The sequence below is a fragment of the Micromonospora sp. H61 genome (assembly GCF_018070325.1).
Lineage (GTDB): Bacteria > Actinomycetota > Actinomycetes > Mycobacteriales > Micromonosporaceae > Micromonospora > Micromonospora salmantinae.
This window is the reverse complement of the sequence record NZ_JAGPXY010000004.1, coordinates 88,222-107,855: the sequence shown is the minus strand read 5'-3', so window position 1 is coordinate 107,855 and position 19,634 is coordinate 88,222. Positions and strand designations below refer to the sequence as shown.

At 71.5% G+C, this 19,634-nt stretch carries 15 protein-coding genes; 8 read left to right on the top strand and 7 right to left on the bottom strand.

Translation table 11 applies throughout. The features are described from left to right. Positions 1 to 25 precede the first annotated feature (25 nt). A complete protein-coding gene (locus KBX08_RS04315; protein WP_210781223.1) occupies positions 26 to 2,350 on the top strand; it encodes a glycoside hydrolase family 3 N-terminal domain-containing protein in 2,325 nt (774 codons plus the stop codon). A 136-nt stretch (positions 2,351 to 2,486) separates the two neighbouring features. Here KBX08_RS04315 and KBX08_RS04310 read toward each other — a convergent pair whose 3' ends face one another. Both KBX08_RS04310 and KBX08_RS04305 read right to left on the bottom strand, forming a co-directional pair. Then, positions 2,487 to 3,347: an oxygenase MpaB family protein gene (locus KBX08_RS04310; protein WP_210781222.1), complete on the bottom strand. Its 861-nt coding sequence runs from the start codon at positions 3,345 to 3,347 to the stop codon at positions 2,487 to 2,489. 119 nt (positions 3,348 to 3,466) lie between these two features. Next, entirely contained in the window at positions 3,467 to 7,624 is a 4,158-nt protein-coding gene (locus KBX08_RS04305; protein ID WP_210781220.1) for a tetratricopeptide repeat protein, read from the bottom strand. Between KBX08_RS04305 and KBX08_RS04300 the strand changes: the two genes are divergently transcribed. Further along, positions 7,623 to 7,784 (top strand): hypothetical protein, encoded by a 162-nt coding sequence (locus tag KBX08_RS04300; protein WP_210781218.1) that lies wholly within the window; start codon positions 7,623 to 7,625, stop codon positions 7,782 to 7,784. The genes KBX08_RS04305 and KBX08_RS04300 overlap by 2 nt on opposite strands. Continuing rightward, a complete protein-coding gene (locus tag KBX08_RS04295) occupies positions 7,781 to 8,419 on the top strand; it encodes a hypothetical protein (protein WP_210781217.1) in 639 nt (212 codons plus the stop codon). Before KBX08_RS04300 ends, KBX08_RS04295 begins: the two co-directional genes overlap by 4 nt. 51 nt (positions 8,420 to 8,470) lie before the next feature. Here the strand turns inward: KBX08_RS04295 and KBX08_RS04290 are convergent, their stop codons facing one another. Beyond that, on the bottom strand, positions 8,471 to 9,517 hold the full coding sequence (locus tag KBX08_RS04290) for an SMP-30/gluconolactonase/LRE family protein (protein ID WP_210781215.1): 1,047 nt from the start codon (positions 9,515 to 9,517) through the stop codon (positions 8,471 to 8,473). Between the two features lie 390 nt (positions 9,518 to 9,907). Here KBX08_RS04290 and KBX08_RS04285 point away from each other — a divergent pair, with 390 nt between their 5' ends. The 3 genes from KBX08_RS04285 (at position 9,908) to KBX08_RS04275 (ending at position 12,096) form a co-directional block, all read left to right on the top strand. Further along, on the top strand, positions 9,908 to 10,423 hold the full coding sequence (locus KBX08_RS04285; protein WP_210781214.1) for a SigE family RNA polymerase sigma factor: 516 nt from the start codon (positions 9,908 to 9,910) through the stop codon (positions 10,421 to 10,423). Further along, entirely contained in the window at positions 10,420 to 11,589 is a 1,170-nt protein-coding gene (locus KBX08_RS04280) for a hypothetical protein (protein ID WP_210781213.1), read from the top strand. Before KBX08_RS04285 ends, KBX08_RS04280 begins: the two co-directional genes overlap by 4 nt. Positions 11,590 to 11,712: 123 nt before the next feature. Beyond that, positions 11,713 to 12,096 carry a hypothetical protein gene (locus KBX08_RS04275; protein ID WP_238689410.1) on the top strand — a complete coding sequence of 128 codons (384 nt, stop codon included), beginning with the start codon at positions 11,713 to 11,715 and terminating at the stop codon, positions 12,094 to 12,096. A 15-nt stretch (positions 12,097 to 12,111) separates the two neighbouring features. Here KBX08_RS04275 and KBX08_RS04270 read toward each other — a convergent pair whose 3' ends face one another. From KBX08_RS04270 to KBX08_RS04260, 3 genes are all read right to left on the bottom strand, one after another. Then, the gene (locus tag KBX08_RS04270) at positions 12,112 to 12,507 is read right to left on the bottom strand and encodes a hypothetical protein (protein WP_210781211.1); all 396 of its coding nucleotides are present in this window, start codon (positions 12,505 to 12,507) and stop codon (positions 12,112 to 12,114) included. Positions 12,508 to 12,667: 160 nt separating this feature from the next. Continuing rightward, complete coding sequence (locus KBX08_RS04265; RefSeq protein ID WP_210781209.1) at positions 12,668 to 13,543, bottom strand: alpha/beta fold hydrolase; 876 nt, start codon at positions 13,541 to 13,543, stop codon at positions 12,668 to 12,670. A 107-nt stretch (positions 13,544 to 13,650) separates the two neighbouring features. Further along, on the bottom strand, positions 13,651 to 13,995 hold the full coding sequence (locus KBX08_RS04260) for a DUF1330 domain-containing protein (RefSeq protein WP_210781207.1): 345 nt from the start codon (positions 13,993 to 13,995) through the stop codon (positions 13,651 to 13,653). Positions 13,996 to 14,174: 179 nt separating this feature from the next. Here KBX08_RS04260 and KBX08_RS04255 point away from each other — a divergent pair, with 179 nt between their 5' ends. Further along, complete coding sequence (locus KBX08_RS04255) at positions 14,175 to 14,978, top strand: helix-turn-helix domain-containing protein (RefSeq protein WP_210781206.1); 804 nt, start codon at positions 14,175 to 14,177, stop codon at positions 14,976 to 14,978. 15 nt (positions 14,979 to 14,993) lie between these two features. On the opposite strand, the gene KBX08_RS04250 is transcribed toward KBX08_RS04255, so the two are convergent. Beyond that, positions 14,994 to 16,001 (bottom strand): hypothetical protein, encoded by a 1,008-nt coding sequence (locus KBX08_RS04250; RefSeq protein WP_247668848.1) that lies wholly within the window; start codon positions 15,999 to 16,001, stop codon positions 14,994 to 14,996. Between the two features lie 429 nt (positions 16,002 to 16,430). On the opposite strand from KBX08_RS04250, the gene KBX08_RS04245 reads away from it, so the two are divergent. Further along, positions 16,431 to 19,430 carry a glycoside hydrolase N-terminal domain-containing protein gene (locus KBX08_RS04245; RefSeq protein WP_210781205.1) on the top strand — a complete coding sequence of 1,000 codons (3,000 nt, stop codon included), beginning with the start codon at positions 16,431 to 16,433 and terminating at the stop codon, positions 19,428 to 19,430. The last annotated feature ends 204 nt before the right edge of the window (positions 19,431 to 19,634 follow it).

Genomic DNA, 19,634 nt, shown 5'->3' with positions numbered 1-19,634 from the left:
GAGCACAACCACAGGAAGGCACAGCATGACTGAGGTCCACGCGGTGGTGGGCAGCCCGGCACCGGCTCAGGCAGGGCCGGAGCACGGACGACCGGACGGGCAAGACGGCGAGGCCCGCGTACGCGATCTCCTCGGCCGGATGACGATCGAGGAGAAGATCGCCCAGCTCGTCGGCTTCTGGGAAAAGGAGGACGGCGAGGCGGTCGCACCGATGCAGGGAGAGTTCGGCGTGGCCGTCACGCTCGACGACTTCTCCCGGCACGGGCTCGGTCACCTCACCCGCACCTACGGCACCCGCCCCGTGGACGCGGCCGAACACGCGGCCTGGTTGTGGAAGTTCCAGCGCGACCTGGTCACCGGGACCCGGCTCGGCATCCCGGCGATCGTTCACGAGGAGTGCCTCACCGGGCTGTCCGCGTGGAAGGCGGCCACCTTCCCCACCCCGCTGGCCTGGGGTGCCGCGTTCGACCCCGAACTGGTCACCGAGATGGCCGCGGCGATCGGCGCCTCGATGCGGACCCTGGGCGTGCACCAGGGGCTCTCTCCGGTGCTCGACGTGATCCGCGACCCCCGCTGGGGTCGGGTCGACGAATGCATCGCCGAAGACCCGTACCTGGTCGGCACCATCGGCACGTCGTACGTGCGTGGTCTGCAGTCGCAGGGGGTGCACGCCACCCTCAAGCACTTCGCCGGCTACTCCGCCTCGCGCGCCGGGCGCAACTTCGGGCCGGTGCACATCGGCCGCCGGGAACTGGCCGACGTACTGCTCCCCCCGTTCGAGATGGCGATCATCGACGGCGACGCGCGCAGCGTCATGCACTCGTACACCGAGATCGACGGGGTGCCGGTCGCCGCCGACCCGACCATGCTGACCGGTATCCTGCGGGACCAGTGGGGCTTCGACGGCACGGTGGTGGCCGACTACTACGGGGTCGCGTTCCTGAACCTGCTGCACCACGTGGCGAGCGATCACGCGGACGCCGCCGGGCAGGCGTTGAGCGCCGGCCTCGACGTCGAACTGCCGACCGGCGACGCCTATCTGACCCTGCGGGAGTCGGTGCTGGAGGGCAAGCTCGACGAGGCGCTCATCGACCGCGCGGTGCTGCGGGTACTGCGCCAGAAGCTGGACCTGGGTCTGCTCGACGCGACCTTCGACGACGAGCCGCCCCAGGCGATCGACCTCGACTCGCCCGAGCACCGGTCGATCGCCCGCCGGCTTGCCGAAGAATCGGTCGTACTGGTCGCCAACCGGGACGTGCTGCCGCTGCCCGCCGGGCAACGGGTGGCCCTCATCGGCCCGAACGCCGACCGGCAGAGCGCGCTCTTCGGGTGCTACTCATTCCTCAACCACGTCCTCGTCCAGCACCCCGGCGCGGAGACCGGCATCGAGGTCCCCACCGTGCTCGACGCCGTGCGGGCCGAGTTCGGCGGCGATCTCGTCACCTGGGCACGCGGCTGCGACGTGGACACCGACGACCGTTCCGGCTTCGACGAGGCCGTCGCCACGGCCTCCGCCGCGGACGTGGCCGTCCTGGTCGTCGGCGACCACGCCGGCCTCTTCGGACGCGGCACGGTCGGCGAAGGCTGCGACCGGGACGACCTGGAGTTGCCCGGCGTCCAGCGCGAACTGGTCGAGTCGGTGTTGGCAACCGGCACACCGGTCGTCCTCGTGCTGGTCACCGGTCGGCCGTACGCGGTCGGCTGGGCGCTCCCGCGCTGCGCGGCGGTGGTGCAGGCGTTCTTCCCGGGCGAGGAGGGCGCCGGGGCGATCGCGGGGGTGCTCTCCGGGCGGGTCAACCCGTCGGGCCGGCTGCCGGTCACCCTGCCCGGGTCGGCCGGCGCGCAGCCGTACTCCTACCTGCACCCCACCCTCGGTGCGGGCAACGCGGGGACCAACCTGCCGGCGACGCCCGTGGCGTCGTTCGGCCACGGCCTGTCCTACACGACGTTCGCGTACAGCGAGCTCACCGTGCCCGGCACGACGCCCACCGATGGGGCGGTAGGGGTGACCGTGCGGGTGACGAACACCGGCGCGGTCGTCGGCGACGACGTGGTCCAGCTCTACGGTCGTGACGTGGTCGCCTCGGTGACCCGACCGGTGGCGCAGCTGCTCGGCTACCGGCGAGTCCGTCTGGAACCGGGCCAGTCCGTCACGGTCGAGCTGACGGTGCCCACCACCCGTCTGGCCTTCTCCGACCGTACGTTCACCCGCGTGGTGGAGCCCGGCGACCTCGAGCTGTGGGTCGGGACCAGCGCGCGGCGGGATGCCCAGGCGGTGACCACGCTGGTCGGTGACACCGTCCGGGTGACCAACACCTCCCCACGCTGGACCACCACCGACGTGCGCTGAGAGCCGGTCCGCCGATTGCCCCCAACGGACAGTCGGCGGACCGGCCCCACTCGCGCGCCGGTTCTCCGCGGTGACCTCGCACGGCAGCACCGGGTCCGGCACCCAGCTGGGCCGGCGACGCCAGCACGACGACGTGCTACTCCCGCACGCGGTCCTGGTGCGGGCCGAGCTGGCTGATCTCGTACCCGTCGGGGTAGCTCTTGGCTTTGATGCCGTCGGCGAACAACGCGGTCGTCCGTGGCGCCCCGAACCGCCGCTGCAACCGCGAGCGCGTCCTCAACGCCAGGTGCAGCCCCGCCCGGACCGGCCAGCCCGGCGTGTCGACCCGCGTTGCACGCCGCAGCGGCGCGTCGTAAAGGGCGCTGACCAGCGCGTTTCCCAGTGGGGCGAGCATCGGGGGGATCCGGGTGAGCATCAGCATGCGGGTGGCGCGTTCGATGGCCGCCGCGTCGTCGTTGGGCTGAAGGTGAGCTGCGTCGTGCGCGTCGAACCAGGTCTCGAACTCGTCGTAAGACCCGGGAATGTCGGTGATGCCCATCCGTCGGCCGAGTTCCCGATAGAACAGGTATGTGGCGTGACGTTCGTGGCAGCAGGGCGGGCGCCAGCCGTACTCCTGCAACCATCGGGTGGGGATCACGACCAGGCAGCCGAGGACGTAGCGGAAGTCGTCGTTGCTGATGTCGTACCGGCGGTGGATCTGGTTGACGCGCCGCAACGCGTCGCGGCCCCGGGGCTGTTCGAAGCCGTTGAGCACCATCTCGTACATCAGCAGGCCGGTGTCGTCGATCCGCTTCTGGGTGCGTTCGGTCAGCTCGCCAGTGGCGGTGTGCACGGCGGCAATGGCGGGGATGGAGAACGACCGGTTGAAGGCGAGGTTGAGCCCGAGTTTCATGTCCCACGGAAACTCATAGCGCAGCATGGTCTGGTAGATGACCAGGTAGTCGCGCTCCGGGTCGAGAGCACGGGTGCGGGTCAGGTTGTCGTAGCGGCCTCTCATCGGGGGACCCCCGGGCCCTGGCCACCAAACCAGGTGACGGTGTCTGCGGTCGACGCCCTCATCGGTCTATCGACCCCGGTGCCGCGGGCGGTTCGCCATCAACCAAGTGTACGGGTGGGTCAGGTCGGCTCGGCCGTGGTCGGTAGCACCGCGATCAGGTCGAGCACCTCGACGGCGTGGGCCGGGCCGACGGTGTCGGTGAGGATGGCCGTGAACGCCTCGTCGCCGAGCCCGGCCCGCAGTTCGCGCAGCGCGTTGAGGTCGAGCGCCGCGTTCGTCGACCCGATCTGCCGGTCGATGCTCAGTGCCTCGACGATCAGCGGGATGCCCTCCGCCGGGTGGCCCTGCTCGACGCGCAGCTGCCCGATCGCCACCTGGTCCAGTGCCACCTCCTCCCAGTTGCCCTGCTCGCGGTCGATCCGCAGGCAGGTCCGGTAGCACCGCTCGGCCAGCGCCTGGTCGCCGCGCAGCCCAGCCACCCGGCCGAGGTGGAAGGTGCTGTTGGAGACGCCCGACAGGTTCCCGAGCCGCTTCTTGATCGCGATGGAGCGGCGGTAGAACCCATCCGCACCGGCTAGGTCCTCCTGCTCCTCACAGACCCGGCCGAGCTGGTGCAGGACGATGGCCTGGTTGGGCTCGTGGCGCAGCACGCGGTAGACCTCCAACGCCTGCTCGTAGCGGGACCGGGCCTCGGCCAGCCGGCGGGTCTCCAGGCCCACCCGGCCAAGGTCCTCGTGGCACTTGGCGACCCCCGCCTGGTGGCCGGCGGCGGCGCAGATCGGCAACGCTCGCAGCAGGCACATCCGGGCGGTGCCGAACTCACCCGCCTGGGCGGCGGCGATGGCGAGCAGGACGTACCCACTGCCGAGCGGCGTCGGGTGGGAAACGTCGAACCGGAACCGCAGGTACGCCTCGACCCACTCGGCCCGCTGCGCCGCCTGCCGCCGGTCGAGGTGTCGGGCCAGCAGGGCGGAGAAGGCTCGCGCGCCCAGTTCCAGGCGCTGCACGGCCAGCCATTCCAGGGCTGCCTGGAACGGCGGCTGGTCGTCCCCGCCGATCGCGTTCAGGGTGTGCGGCACCGCCTCGGCAGCCCGGCCGAGGACGGTTCGGACGCCGCCGAGCAGTTCGTCGCAGCGGCGCAGGAGCGGGTCCTCGTCGAGGGCCGCGACGATCGTCCGCGCGCGGGCGAAGCAGCTCTCGGCGAATTCGAGGTCGTCGAGGTCGCGCGAGAGGTGACCGAGCAGCAGCGAGCACTCCGCGATGTGACCGTTGCTGCCGACCTCCTCGAAGATCTTCAGGGCGGCGCGGATCCGCTCCTCGGCGGTCTCGTACGCGAACTGGGCGAGGGCGATCCGCCCGAGCATCACCAGCCCGCTGCCCTGCTGGACCCGGACGCCCAACCGTCCGTAGGAGCTGATCGCCACCTGGATGCACTGCTCCGCCTTCACGAGGTCGCGGGCCTCGAAGGCGAGTACGCCGATCTGGTGGTGGCTCGCCGCGATCCCCTCCAGGTCGTCGAGGTCCCGGGCGATCGCCAGCTCCTCCAGGTACCGCGACATGGCCAGCTCGGCGTCGCCGTTGCCGCGGGCGATGCCGGCGAGCTGGTGCAGGGTCCGGGAGACCGCCGAGCGGTCGTCGAGCCGGCTCAGGATCGTCAAGGCATCCTGGAACAACCGGTCCGCGGTCACCCGGTCACCCCGGTTGTCGGCGACCAGGCCCAACTGGTGCAGGAGTTTGCCGACCCCGCTGTCGTCGCCGAGATCCCGGTAGACGGCCAGCGCCGCCTCGTAGCGCTGCGTCGCCTGCGGGTATTCGCCCCGGCTGAGGTGCACGTCGCCGAGTCCCTTGAGGAAGCTCGCCCCGCGCGCCGAGCCCGGCGACGCCATCGGCAGCAGCTCCCGCCAGATCTTCTCCTCCCAGGCCCAGTGCCCGGCCGCGTGCAACTCCTGACAGGCCAGTTCGGAGTAGGTGACGACCTCGTCGGTGTCACCTGCGGCCAGGTGGTGGTACCGCGCCTCGACGACCCGGCGGATGAAGTCGTGCTGGTCGGTGCTGGACCGGGCCCGCCAGCCCCAGTAACGGCCCGCCCGGCGGTGCGCGTCGACCACCGCGTCGCTGCCGGCGATCCGCAGCAGGCTCGCCGCCGTCCACCGGTGCACCAGGTGACCCCCGGTCACCGGGGCGAGCAGTCCCAGCTGCGACAGCGTCTGGACCGACTCGTCCAGCCCCGCCGGTTCCGGTGGTGGGGCGTCGCCGTCCGTCGGGTCGGCGAGCTGCCAGGCGAGGCCGGTCCGGTCGACCGGGGTGCGGTACACCGCCGCGCCGAGCAGCAACCGACGGGCCGCCGGGACGGCCTCCAGACCGGCGAGCAGCCGGGGCAGCAGCACATCCTCGGCGGCCAGCGCGCCGGCCTCGGCCAGCGGCGTGCCAACCTCCGCCGGCCCGGCGTCCCGGCCGCCACCGACCGCGGCCAGTCGGCCGGCCACCTCGTCGGATCGGGCGTTGCCGCCGCGCAGCAGGCCGTCGAGGTATTCCAGCGCGCGTGGGTGACCACCCAGCCGGTGCCACATCCGTTGTTGTTCCGCCGGCGCCAGTTGGCCCACGCCTGGCAGCCGCCAGAGCAGCTTGCGGGTCTCCTGCCAGGTGAGCGGACCGAGGTGACAGGTTTCCAGACCGGCGACCGGGAACGGGTGCCGGCTGGTCACGACCAGCTCGTGGTGGGACGCCCAGGCGGCGAGGAACGCCGCCAGGTCCGTGTCGGCCAACCGGTGCTCGGTGTCCAGGGCGTCCTCGGCGTTGTCGAGGACGAGCAGCAGCGGCGGGCCGCCGGCGCCGATCGAGTCCAACCGTCGCCGCCAGTCCTGGCCCGGCGCGGCGAGAGCGACGAGCCATCGCCGCAGCGGGTCGTCCGGGGCCGCTGCCGCGCACCGGCTCTCCACCTGGCGGCGCAGCTCGTCGAGGATCCCGTCGACTGTGGCGTCCCCGTGGGTCGCCACGACGATGCCACACACATCGCGGAACCGCCGCGCGAGTTCGGCGGCGAGACTCGTCTTGCCGATCCCGCCGATGCCGTGGACGAGCACCCGAAGCTTTCCTCGCGACAGCCGACGCAGGATCTCCCGGCGGCCAACGAAGTCCGTGGGTGCGCGCACCACGCCGTCCCCGACGATCGACTGGCCGGGCGGCACGGCGACGGCAGCGCCGCCTCGTCCACCGGCCAGCCGCAGCCCGGGGTCGGCCAGGAACAGCGTCGGCATCCACCACTCGGCGGAGGTCGGGGCCAGCTCGCGGCGTACGGCGGAGACCTCCGCCAACAGCTCCGGCTCGCTGCGGGCGGCCAACCGCTCGTAGAGCCGAGCGCAGAACTCGATGGTGTACCCGTCGCTGACCGTCCCGTTCATCGCCAACACCGCCGGCGCGCCGTGGGTCAGCAGAGCGCCGGCCAGCCCGGGCAGCTCCCGTTGATCCTGTCGCGCGGTGGAGCAGCCGGCCAGCACGATCAACGGTACGGTCCGGCCCGGCGGCAGCACCTCGGCCAGGAACCGCGCGGCGTCCACGCGGTCCTCCGCGCCGGTGGGGGTCTCCAGCAGCAGCGCGCCGGGGCGCGCGTGACTGGAGACGTGCAGGACGTGGAACGGCTCCTCGGCGAGGGCGGCCCTGATCGCGGCGGCGCTGCCCCACTCCAGGACGCGCACCCGCACCCCGTGCCGATGCCCGGGTTCCACAGCGCCGAGGATCCGACCGAGTTCCCGCTCGTGGTCCAGCAGCGGCTGGGTCGAGTCGTCCGGGCTCGCGATCGCCGCGAGCAACCGCAGTGGGCCGTCCACCCGGACCGTGGGTGCCGGTGTGTCAGGGCCGGTCCGGCAGACGTCGACGTCGGGGTGCAGCGCCAGCGGCAGTTCCTCGCCGGGCAGTACCAGGGTCTCCCAGGGCAGGTCGGCCAGGGCCGGGTCGGCGACCTCGATGCCGAGCCGGTGCCGGCCGGGGCGGGTCAGTTCAGCGCGCAGGGCCGGGCCGAGGGCGTCGAGGAAGCGGCGGCCGAGCGCGACGCCGACCTGGTACGACAGCTCCACCGAGGGGCCGCCGCGCAGTCGCCAGAGCAGGTCGGCGGTGCGTTGATCGGCGGGGCCCACCGGGTGTCGGCGCCGGTCGCCGCGGACGGCTAGGACCACGTCGGTCGCGCTGACTGTCAACCGGATCACGAAGGCCCCCTGCGGTCGCCCGGCGGACGACCCGACGCCGGGATGGATTGCCGGGCTGACCGATACTGTATCCATGGCTGACGATCCTGAGGAGCTTGTGCAGGTCAACGCCGTGCGGATCAACGACAGCGGCGAGCTGGAGTTCTACGACGGCCAGCGCTGGATGCCGTACACCGATCTGCCCGACGACGAGAACGGCCCGCTGGGTGTCGTCTTCCGCGACGACAGCCGATGACCGGGGAATCGCCGACGGGCGGCGCGGGGTTGGACGCGTTGCCGTCCCCGTTGGACTCGGTCGCGGACAGTCGGGCGGCGGCACGATGGATCATCTCCTCGGCCGGCGCGGTGGGCGCGCTGCTGCTCGGCGGTGGCCCGCTGATCGCCGCCGGCAAGGTCACCGACTGGGCCCACGCGGCGTGGGCGGGCGGCGGTCTACTGGTGACGCTGCTCGGCGTGGCCGGGGCGATCTGGCGGACCAGCGAGGTGCTCGTCCCGCCGATGACCACGCCGGCGACGCTCACCGGGCCGCAGCTGCGCGGCCTGCGCGAGCGGCTGGAAGCCGAGCCCTGGTACCACTTCGGCGGGTACGCCGGTGACGTCGACGGCCTGCTGCGTCATCGCCGGATCGCTGCGGAGATCACCTGCCGCCTGTCGACGGCCCCGCCGCAGGAGCGGGCCGCCCTCCGGGCAGGGCTCGCCACCGCGCGCCGCAACATCGCCCGGACCGACCCGTACCTGCGCTGGCTGCTCGCCACGGCGCACGCCTGGCAGGTCAGGGAGGCGTTGCGCCGGGCCCGCCGGCAGACCTTCCTGGGCGCCGCGCTGGTGGTGGTCGGGGCGGTGGTGTTCATCGCCGCGACCGCCGGATAGCGCGCCGCCTCGTCGGGCTACGACGAAAGCGGCGCGCCATCAAACAGTCGGTCAGTACGGATATCCGGGGATGTTGAGTCGCACGCTGTACAGCCCGGAGTCGCCCCACCGGCCCGACGTGACGAAGAGGGTCTGCCGGTCGGGGCCGCCGAATGCCACGTTGGTCGTGCCGGAGTTGCCGGAGCGGATCGTGCCGAGCTGGGTGCCCGCGGGGGAGTAGACGTGGACCAGGGAGTCCCCGCCCGAGGTCCAGTACACGTTGCCGGCGCAGTCGATCGTGCCGCCGTCCGGGCCGCCGATGTAGTTCACGAAGACGCTGCGGGCGCCGATGCTGCCGTCGGGCTGGACCGCGTACTTGTAAATCTTGTTCTCGGAGTAGGCGCCCACGTACAGTGCGGTCCCGTCCGGCGAGAGCGAGATGCCGTTGGGTTGGCGCAACCGGTCGTCGACCAGCGACACCTGCCCGTTGGAGACGCGGAAGACACTGGTACGCCCGCTCATCTGGTCCGGGCGGTTGCCGCGCTGGAAGTTGGGGTCGGTGAAGTAGACGACGCCGTCGGAACGGACCGCGACGTCGTTCGGCGAGTTGAACGCCCGGCCCTGGTGGTTCGGCGCGACGGTGCTGCGGGCCCGGTCGCTCAACCGGTACGCGGACACGTTCCGCTGGTCGTGGGTGGCGGCGACGAGCTGCTGGCCGTCGGCGCTGAGTGCCAGGCCGTTGCTGCCGGCGTCGGCGATGAACGTGTCGAAGCTTCCCGTCGGGGTGAACCGGCGGATCGTCGACGGCTGGACGTTGTACGGCCCGGTGCCGGCGGTCATGTCGGACATCAGCAGGTAGCCGCCGTCGGCGACCCAGACCGGCCCTTCGAGGAACGTGAACCCGCCCTGGATTCGCGGGGCCGTCACGGTGCTGGCCGGCAGCGGTGGGCCGTAACTGGCCCCCGTCGGGCAGGCCCCGGGCGGTGCGCCGGGCGGACCGGCCAGCGCGACGTGAGCGCTGACCTGCGCAGCGTCGGCGGCGGCACCGGCGGGCAGTGGGGTGGCGCTGACCGCAAGGCACAGGCCGGCCAGTACGGCAATGGTTGGACGCCAGGTCATCGAATACTCCAATCGGCGTCGAGGGTTGCGATGGCCGGCGTGCGAGGTCGGTGGCTGGCACGGCATGAGGGCGGGCCGTCGAGGTGGGTATTCGGGAGCCTAGGTTATGAGCGGGCCACCCGCAGCAATCTTTCGCCGTTCATTCCGAGCGGGACGAGGACACCAAACGCAACGACACTGGTCAATGCCATAACGGTCTCCGAGAATCCTTCCGGTACGACCACAGTGGACACATCAGTGGTGACTCGAGGCTGATCTGTCCGCCGCCGCCGGGGCCGGGCGGGACACCCCCCCGGCCCGGCCGAGCGGCAGGGCTTTCGAGCGTTCTTCGACGGGGACGCAACCTGATGGTCGTCCGGTCCCGTCGAGCTTGCGGAGGAGGGAGCCTCGATGGTGGATGCCGAGGGTGAGTTCGTGGAGTACGTCTCCGCGCGACTGCCGAGCCTGCATCGGACCGCGTTCCTGATGTGCGGCGACGCCCATCTGGCCGACGACGTGGTGCAGCAGACGGTCACGGCGCTCTACGTGAACTGGCGCCGGGTCAGCCGGGCCGACAACGTCGACGCGTACGTACATCGGATGCTGGTGCAAAAGCTCGTCGATGAGAAGCGGTTGAGCTGGGCGAAGGTTCGCCTGCTGGGGTCGGCGCCGGCGCCGGAGCGCTCGCCGGTCACGCCGCACGACGACGTGGCCGAGCGGGACAGCCTGCTCGCCGCGCTCGCCCGCCTCCCGCGTGGCCAGCGCACCGTGCTGGTCCTGCGGTTCCTGTGCGACCTGTCGTTGACCGACACGGCCGCCGCGATGGGCTGCTCCGAAGGCAACGTGAAGTCGCAGACGGCTCGGGCGTTGGCGGCCGTCCGCCAGGTGCTCGACGTCGCCGAGATGTCAGTGAGGAGTCCGAGATGACCACGGTGGACGAGCAGCGGATCGCCGAGCTGCTGCGGTCGGCGCCGGTACCGGAGCCGCGGGTCGACCTGAGCCGGGCGGTCCGCGACGGCCGGCGGAGCCGCCAGCGTCGCCGAGTAGGCGGGATCGCCGCGCTGACGGTGCTGGCCGGGGTCGGTGTCGTGGGCGCCGTCCAGGTTGGCGGGACCACCAGCCCGCCGGCTCCCACCACGCCGGCGCTCGCGGTGTCACCGGCGGAGACCGGGTCGGCCGCCCCCCGCCCGCCGGTCACCTGCCAGGCGTCGTGGTTGCCGCAGCCGGTCGGCGGTCCGGTCGCGGTGGCCAACATTGTCGATCCCACCGGACGGCACATCGTCGGCGACATCGGCACCGGGCACGAGGACGGACGGGTGGTGCTGTGGACCGACGGCCGGCCGGTCGTCCTGCCGGCGGCCGCGCGGCACGCGGCCGCTGTCAACACCCGTGGCGATGTGGTCGGCACCAACGGCGACGGCACCGGTTGGCTGTACCGGGACGGGAAGCTGCGTTTCCTGGCCACCCCGCCCGGCTACGACGCGGTGCTCGTGCACGCCGTCAACGCCCGGGGCGACATCGTCGGCACCGCCCGCAGGTCCGACGACTCGCACCAGGCCGTGCGGTGGTCGACGGACCACCCCGAGAAGCACCGGCTGGTCGGCCAGCGGGGGTCGTCCGCGACCGGGATCACCGAGGACGGCACGATCGTCGGCACCGTGGGCGAACGGCCCTACCGGTGGACGCCGCAGGGCGTCGGGGCGGCGCTGGCAGTGCCCGACGGCTACCCGCGGGCGTCGGTCGACTCGGCGCGGGGCGAATGGGCGATCGGCACCGTTCCCGGCGACCGACGAAGCGGCGCCGTGCAGATGCTGCCGGTGCGGTGGAATCTCGCCACCGGGGCGGTGAGCCTGTTGCCCTTCCCGGGAGCGAGCGGCATCGCCGGCAATGGTGACGTGCTGGTCGCCGACGGCGCGCCGCTGGTCGTGGCCCCGGACGGCACCTCCCGCCGGTTGCCGGGCCGACCGGAGGTCCGGGCGACAGAGGCGGGCACGTACACGGCCGAGGGGATCAGCGACGACGGTCTGACGGTGGTCGGGGCCGTCTACGAGAACCAGGCGTATCGGCCGCTGGTGTGGCGCTGCGCACGCTGAGGGGGTGAGCGATCCAGCCCGAACTCCGTCGTGGGGGCGTGTCGTCCGGACCGTTTCAACCGACCGGGTCCGTGGGTACGCTCCCACCGGCTGATCACCCGATCGACGGAGACTCCCGTGATTATGGCTCTGCTGCTCGACCTCGCCAACATCGTCGGTGGCTTCCTGCTCGCCGTTGCGGTGCTGCGGCTGCTGCCGCGGGTCGGCGACGACCTCGGCCGCCTCGCCGGTCGGGCCGCCCCGATCGCGTGGGTGGTCGGCCTCGTGGCCCTGGTGACCGGCGGTTATTACCTCATCGTCCACCTGGTGTCCGGGCCCCGGGTGTTCCACTTCGAGGTGGTGGGGATCGGTGTGGGGCTCGCCCTGCTGTGGGGCCGGTTGACCGGACGGTCGACGCCCCGCGACGAGCAGTCGGACGGTGCCACCGGCGTCCGGCTCTTGCTCGCGATTTTTGGCCTCATCGCGATCGCCGTCGGCGTTCAGGGGCTGTTCACCCCGGACGGCTGACAGCGAGTCACCGGGTCACGTGGTGGACGGTCGCGGCGCCCAGGTGCCTGCGGCGCTCGCTATCAGGAGTATCACCGCTGGCAGGAACGCGACACCGATGCCCAGCCCGAGCAGCAGACCCCATCCGGTGAGGACGAGCGCGGCCACCAGATCGACGACCAGGGCCAGCCGACCGGCCCGTTGCGCGAGAACGGGCAGCAGCGCCGCGACGACGGGAACGCCGAGCAGATAGCTGGCCGCGGCGCCCGAGTCGTCCACGGTGAAGGGAGCCAGCGCGCCGGCCACCAGCGCGGTGATCGCCAGGGCCGACCATCTGAGCACCGACCGGGTGTTGGTCGGCTTACGGACCAGGACCACAAGCCCGACGAGCAGGACACCCACGACTGCGCCGACGGTCGCCAGACCAGTCATCTCGTTCTCCTCGACCGCCGCAGGTGGCGTTTGATCGAAGACGGCGGATCGTCGTCTCCGTGTCCCACCATACGGCCGGTCGGCCACTTGAGACCGATCGTGGCCAGGTCCGTCCGTCCGTGAGCGATGCCGAAGCGCGGGTGCGAGGCCGGCACCGACGTCAGCCGGCGTCCAGCACCTCTCGCAGCCGCGCGGCGAACTCCTCGGGCTTGCCCGCGTAGCCGAACTCGCCGCCGAGGAATCCGCCGTGGTGGCTCGGGAACACCACGGCCTCCTGGCCGAGCAGCGCCGCAAGGCCCAGGGCGGTGCGAGCGGTGTACGTGCCGGCCGACTCCTCGCCGACAGCGACCACGATCCGGGTGGGCGCGGCGGTGAGCACGCTCGCGTCGGGACGGTAGTCGGTGATCGCCCACGAGCTTTGCGACAGCAGCGGGTCGTCTCGGCTGCCGTCGTCGTCGGCGGCCATGCCGAACATCGCCGGGTCGGGAGCGGGCTGGGCGAAGTAGGCATCGGTGAACTCGCCCTGCCAGGACGTCATGGCGATGAACGCGGCCATCCCCGCCCCCGAGCCCTTCGCCTGGTACGCCTCGTAGAAGCCGGCTCGGGCGCGCTCGGCGGCCGTGGCGTCGGGGAGCACGGCGTTGATCGGCGCTTCGTGCGCCACCAGGGTGGCGACGTCGTCGGGGTGGGTGGCGACCAGTTCGAGTGCGGTCACCGCGCCGCCGCTACTGGCGAACACGTCGACCGGACCGACGTCGAGCGCCTGAAGGAGCGCGTGCAGGTCGGCGGCCTGCTGCTGCGGCGTGTGGTCGGACCGACCGTCCTTGCGGACGCTACGGCCCAGACCACGCGGGTCGTAGGTGAGGACCGTGCGGTCCGTGAAGTGCGGGGCGAGCTGGACGAATCCCTCCGCCGCCATCGGCTGGCCGATCATGAGCAGCGCACGATGGGCGCCAGTGGGAGGTAGCGGGCCGCGGACGTCGTAGACCAGGTCGACGCCGGGAATGACCAGGGTGTGCGTCTGGATGTCCTGCATCCGATGAGACTACGGGCGGCTGGCCTGAGTCGTGGTGCCTTGCGGGCGGCGAGCCATCCGGTTCTTCGGGACGGCGCTCGTGCCCCGGCGGGGGCGAAGGTCAGGTGCTACCGATCGGTGCCGCGGCGAATGGTCGCGGCCATCTGCGACGAGTCGTGGCCCGGCTCGACTCCGTCGACGAGAATCACCTCGCCGGTGAGGTGCCTCGTCCGCAGGGGCTTGATCTCCTGATAGGCGCTGGACTGGTACCAGGAGCGGGCCCGGTTCAGGTCGGGAAACTCAATGACGATCACGTCGCCGGGCCAGTCGCCCTCCAGGACGTCGATGGTGCCGCCGTGGACGATGAACCGGCCCGCGAAAGGCGCGAGGGTGGCGTCGATTCGCTCCAGGTACGTCAGTACCTCGGCGTGGACGGGCGCCTTCCGGAGGTGTGCGAGCGCGTACGCGGTCATGATTGCCTGCCTTTGCGTTTGGTCTTCTGACGTCGGTCGCGGTGGTGGCGCGCGGCGTGGGCCGCCGCGTCGCGGCACCGGACCGGTCGTGCCGGAAGGACTATGTCCGCTGTCGTGGTGGGCTGTCGATTACCTCGCAGGTAATGGCCCGGCTGTCGGTGCGGAATTAGGGTCGGTGAGTGACGATCTCGACCCGGCACGGGCGACCAGTGGGGGAGCTGCTGCGCGACTGGCGCCGGACTCGCGGAATGAGCCAGCTCGACCTGTCGATCGAGGCTGGAGTGTCGGCCCGGCACCTGAGCTTCGTCGAGACCGGGCGATCCCGGCCGAGCCCCGACCTCATCCTGCGGCTGGCCGAACACCTGGAGATGCCGCTGGCCGAGCGCAACACGATGCTGCTGGCCGGCGGTTACGCGCCCGCCTACGCCCGCCACGAACTGAGCGACCCCGAGCTGGCACCGGTACGGGCCGCCGTACGGCAGATCCTCGACGGTCACAGCCCGTACCCCGCGCTGCTCGTGGACCAGCACTGGCACCTCGTCGACGCCAACCCTGCCGTCGCCCTGTTCACCATGGACGCACAGCCCCACCTGCTCACCCCACCGATCAACGTGCTGCGCCTCAGCCTGCACCCCGACGGTCTGGCACCGCGCATCGTCAACCTGCCCGAGTGGCGCGCCCACCTGCTGAAACGGCTGCACCAGCAGGCGGCGACGACCAACGACCCGATCCTGTACGACCTGCACGAGGAGCTTCGCGGCTATCCCGGTCGCGACGTCGACACGACACCGCCAGACGATGCCCTCTCACGTGTTCTCGTCCCGCTGCGCTACCGGCACGGTGACCAGGAGCTGTCCTTCGTCAGCACCACGACCCTCTTCGGTACGCCGCGGGATGTCACAGTCGCCGGGTTGGCCGTCGAGGCGTTCTTTCCCGCTGACTCGGCCACCACGCAAACCCTCCGGGCCCGTGCCGCGTCGTGACTCGGCCGCTGTCCGTCACCTCGGGGGAGCGGGCGGCGGCTGACGGAGCGCGTCGTCGATGATGCCGGGCATCCGCCGGGCCACTCCCGCGAGGAGATCCGCTACCTGCACGCGCGGATCGTCGCGGGAGTCGACCATCACCAGCCCGGCCAGGGGTGACACCCCGTTCGGCAACGCCCCGGCCCGGTTGACGCCGGCCGACGGTGGGTGGCCGTCGTCGGCCAACACCCGCTGGAGGCGGGTCAACCGGTCGGCCGTCAGCGCGCTCTGCTCGTCGTGGGTCACCAGCACCTGCCGCTGGCCGCCGCTCCAGGACAGGACCGTCTCCGCCAGCGCCGGCAGCAGCGGTTCCAGTGGGGGAGGGACCGTGCGGTCGTCGACGTCGAGCCTGGCCACCACGGCCCGCACGTGGCTCGGGCGGAGCCCGTCGAGGACGGCGTCGGCCACCGTGCCGAGGCCGTGTCGCCGCAGCGCGTCGCGGGCCTGGAAGAACCGCTGCACGGTCTGGTCGACCGGAAGCCGCCGCTTCATCCGGACCAGATCGACGAACGCCGACAGGAAGACGGCCCAGTCACCTCCGGCCGAGCGTCCGGCCTCGTGCAGGGCGAGAGCCGCCGGATGGTGCTCGCGAGCCAGGCGGGTGCCCGCCGCGTACGACGGCTCGGTCAGCAGGAAGTCCACGATCCGGGTGACGAGGAAGAACTCCTTGTCGATGAGGTGGACGTGCGCGCGGCCGGCCAGCGCCGCCAGGAACCACTCCAGTGCCTCCTGCGCACCCGAGCCGCGCAGGAACCGACCGGACTTGAGCTCGTGCGGTGCGAACCGGAACCCGGACCGCAGGGCGGTGATGAGCGCGACCGCCTCGTGAACGGCCAGGTCGACGCTCGCGTGCGTGATCACCGGGGCTGTCGAGTGCAGCAGGTTCGTACCCGAGAATCCCGACTCGTCGCAGGCGATCTCCACGACGGCCCCGACCACCACCGCGCCGCCGGGCGGTAGTCCACCTTGAAGAGGCGATCTCACCCCCGAGCTCCCGCCATGCCGCCCATGGTCACCCGCGGGCCGGCAGAGAACAACCCGATTGCGTACGGGCGCCGGGCGCGTCGATCCCACCTGCTCACGTACATCTGATGTATGTCCATCTGGGTTGGTGGTCGTCGGCGTGATTCTGGCGGATTGGTGTGCTGTGCCGCGTCGGTCCGCCGCTGCGCACCCGTCCATTCGTCTCGCTGACCGGCCAGAGGGGCGGGGTGTCCACCCATCGATCGACCGTTGCCTATTCTGTGGCCTCGGAGTAACCTTCCCGAAACACATCAGATGTCTGGCTCGCCAAGGCCCGGCGTCGGCCTGCTCAGGCAGGGTCCCGGTTGGCGCCACCAAGCGGATCCCCATGTCGAGTCCCATAGTTGTCACGCTTCGGGGTGGCCGGACTGGTCACCGTTTGGAGGATCGATGTCAGACCTGACCCGACGGCAGGCCCTCAAGGTCGGCGCAGCCGGCGCGGGCGGTGCTCTCCTGCCGGTGCCCTGGACCGCCGCGGCGCGAGCGGACTCGGTGGCGCCGCCGCAGGTGTTGGCCGCCGGGGACCTCGCCCTCTGGTACGACGAAGGGGCCGGGACCGACTGGCTGCGGGCGCTGCCGATCGGCAACGGCCGGCTCGGCGCCATGGTCTTCGGCAACGTCGACGCCGAGCGACTTCAGCTCAACGAGGACACCGTCTGGGCCGGCGGGCCGCACGATCCCAGCAACCCCAGAGGCGCGGGAGCCCTCGCGGAGATCCGGCGGCTGGTCAACGCGAACCAGTGGACCCAGGCCCAGGATCTGATCAACCAGACCATGATGGGCAACCCCGGCGGCCAGTTGGCCTACCAGACCGTCGGCAACCTGCGGCTCGCCTTCGGTTCCGCCAGCGGAGCGTCACAGTACGACCGGACGCTCGACCTCACCACCGCCACCGTGACGACGTCGTACGTGCTGAACGGCGTTCGTCACCAGCGGGAGGTGTTCGCCAGCGCGCCCGACCAGGTCATCGCGATGCGACTGACCGCCGACCGCACCGGCTCGATCAGCTTCACCGCCACCTTCGACAGCCCGCAGCGCACCACGGTGTCCAGCCCGGACGGCACCACGATCGGCCTCGACGGTGTCTCCGGAAACATGGAGGGCGTCACCGGCGCGGTCCGCTTCCTGGCCCTGGCCAACGCGACGGTCAGCGGCGGCAGCGTGTCCAGCTCCGGCGGCACCCTGCGGGTGACCAACGCCAACAGCGTGACCCTACTGATCTCCATCGGCTCCAGCTACGTCAACTACCGCAACGTCGGCGGCGACTACCAGGGCATCGCCCGACAGCGCCTCACCGCCGCGCGGGCCAGCAGCTACGACCAACTGCGCAGCCGGCACGTGGCCGACTACCAGGCGCTGTTCGGCCGGGTCACCCTCGATCTGGGCCGCACGTCCGCAGCCGACCAGACGACGGATGTCCGCATCGCCCAGCACAACAGCGTCAACGACCCGCAGTTCTCCACGCTGCTGTTCCAGTACGGGCGCTACCTGCTGATCTCGTCGTCGCGGCCCGGCACCCAGCCGGCCAACCTCCAGGGCATCTGGAACGACTCGCTGGCCCCGGCGTGGGACTCGAAGTACACGATCAACGCCAACCTGCCGATGAACTACTGGCCGGCCAACACCACGAACCTGGCCGAGTGCCACAACCCGGTCTTCGACATGGTCAGGGATCTCGCCGTCGCCGGAGCGCGGACCGCCCAGGTGCAGTACGGCGCCGCCGGTGGCTGGGTCACCCACCACAACACCGACGCGTGGCGGGCCACCGCTGTGGTGGACGGCGCGTTCTGGGGCATGTGGCAGACCGGCGGCGCCTGGCTGTCCACGTTGATCTGGGACCACTACCTGTTCAACGGTGACATCGAGTTCCTGCGGACGAACTACCCGGCCATGAAGGGCGCGGCGCAGTTCTTCCTCAACACCCTGGTGACCGAGCCGACCCTCGGCTACCTGGTGACCAACCCGTCGAACTCGCCGGAGCTGAGCCACCACGCGAACGCCAGCGTGTGCGCCGGTCCGACAATGGACAACCAGATCCTGCGGGACCTGTTCGACGCCTGCGCCCGGGCCAGCGAGATCCTCAACGTGGACAGCACCTTCCGGGCGCAGGTTCGCGCCACCCGGGACCGGCTCCCGCCCATGAAGATCGGCTCGCGCGGCAACATCATGGAGTGGCTCTACGACTGGGTGGAGACCGAACCCAACCACCGGCACATCTCGCACCTCTACGGGCTGGCTCCCAGCAACCAGATCACCAAGCGCGGCACTCCGCAGCTGTTCGAGGCGGCCCGGCGGACCCTGGCGCTGCGCGGCGACGACGGCACGGGCTGGTCGCTGGCCTGGAAAATCAACTTCTGGGCTCGGATGGAGGAGGGCAAGCGGGCCCACGACCTGATCCGCTACCTCGCCACCACCGCGCGGCTCGCGCCGAACATGTTCGACCTGCACCCGCCGTTCCAGATCGACGGCAACTTCGGCGCCACCGCCGGCATCGCCGAAATGCTGTTGCAGAGCCACACCGGCGAGCTGCACGTCCTGCCCGCGCTGCCGCCGGCCTGGCCGAGCGGGCGGGTGACCGGCCTGCGCGGTCGGGGTGGGCACACGGTCGGCATCACCTGGGCGAGCGGTCTGGCCACCGAGATCCTCATCCGACCGGACCGGGCCGGCACCGTCCGCCTGCGCTCCCGGATCCTGACCGGCACCGTCACGGTGGTCGACACCGCAGACGGTACGGCGGCCCGGACCACCCGGATCGAGTCCGACCTGATCGAGGTCACCGTGCAGGCCGGACGCACCTACCGGGTCACCAGTTCCGGTGCCACCACGCCGACGCTGGAGCAGAGCTTCAGCAACGTCGGCATCACCAGCGACAGCAACACCAACGTCGGGAACTTCGACGGCGGCGGGGCCACGCTCTCCGCGCAGGCCCTGGCGCAGGCCGGTGCCAGCCCGGGCGGCACGGTGAGCCGCAACGGGGTCAACTTCCGCTGGCCCAACGTCAGCTCCGGGGCCGCCGACAACGCCATCGCCTCGGGCCAGACCATCGGCGTGACCGGCACCGGCAGCACGCTCGGCTTCCTGCTGACCGGCACCTACGGCGCGGTGTCGGGGACCGGCACTGTGGTCTACGCCGACGGCACCCGCCAGACGTTCACGTTGAGCACGCCCGACTGGTACGGCGGGCCGCACTCCGGGGGCACCGCGGCCATCGTGTCCGCGTACCAGAACCGGCCCAACAACGGCCGCCAGGCCACCGCCGCCTGCATCTACTACGTGGGTGTCGCCTTGCAGAGCAAGGCGGTGGCCTCGGTCGTGTTGCCCAACATCAGCGCCCGGCCGGCCACGAACGTGCCGACCATGCACATCTTCGCCATCGCGATCGGGGGCTGACGGCAACGAATCCTGCTCGGGGGAGCACGACCGGGCCCGTCCCCAACCGGGGACGGGCCCGGTCGCGGCTTGCGGTGCTGCGGTGGTCCTGACCTGGCTGGGGTTGTGGGCGCAGCCGGCGGTCGGCGGTGACCGTCGGTCGCCTCGGTCGGGGCGGATGCGGTGTTGAGCGGTATACCTCAGAGGTATGAATATGACTCTGAG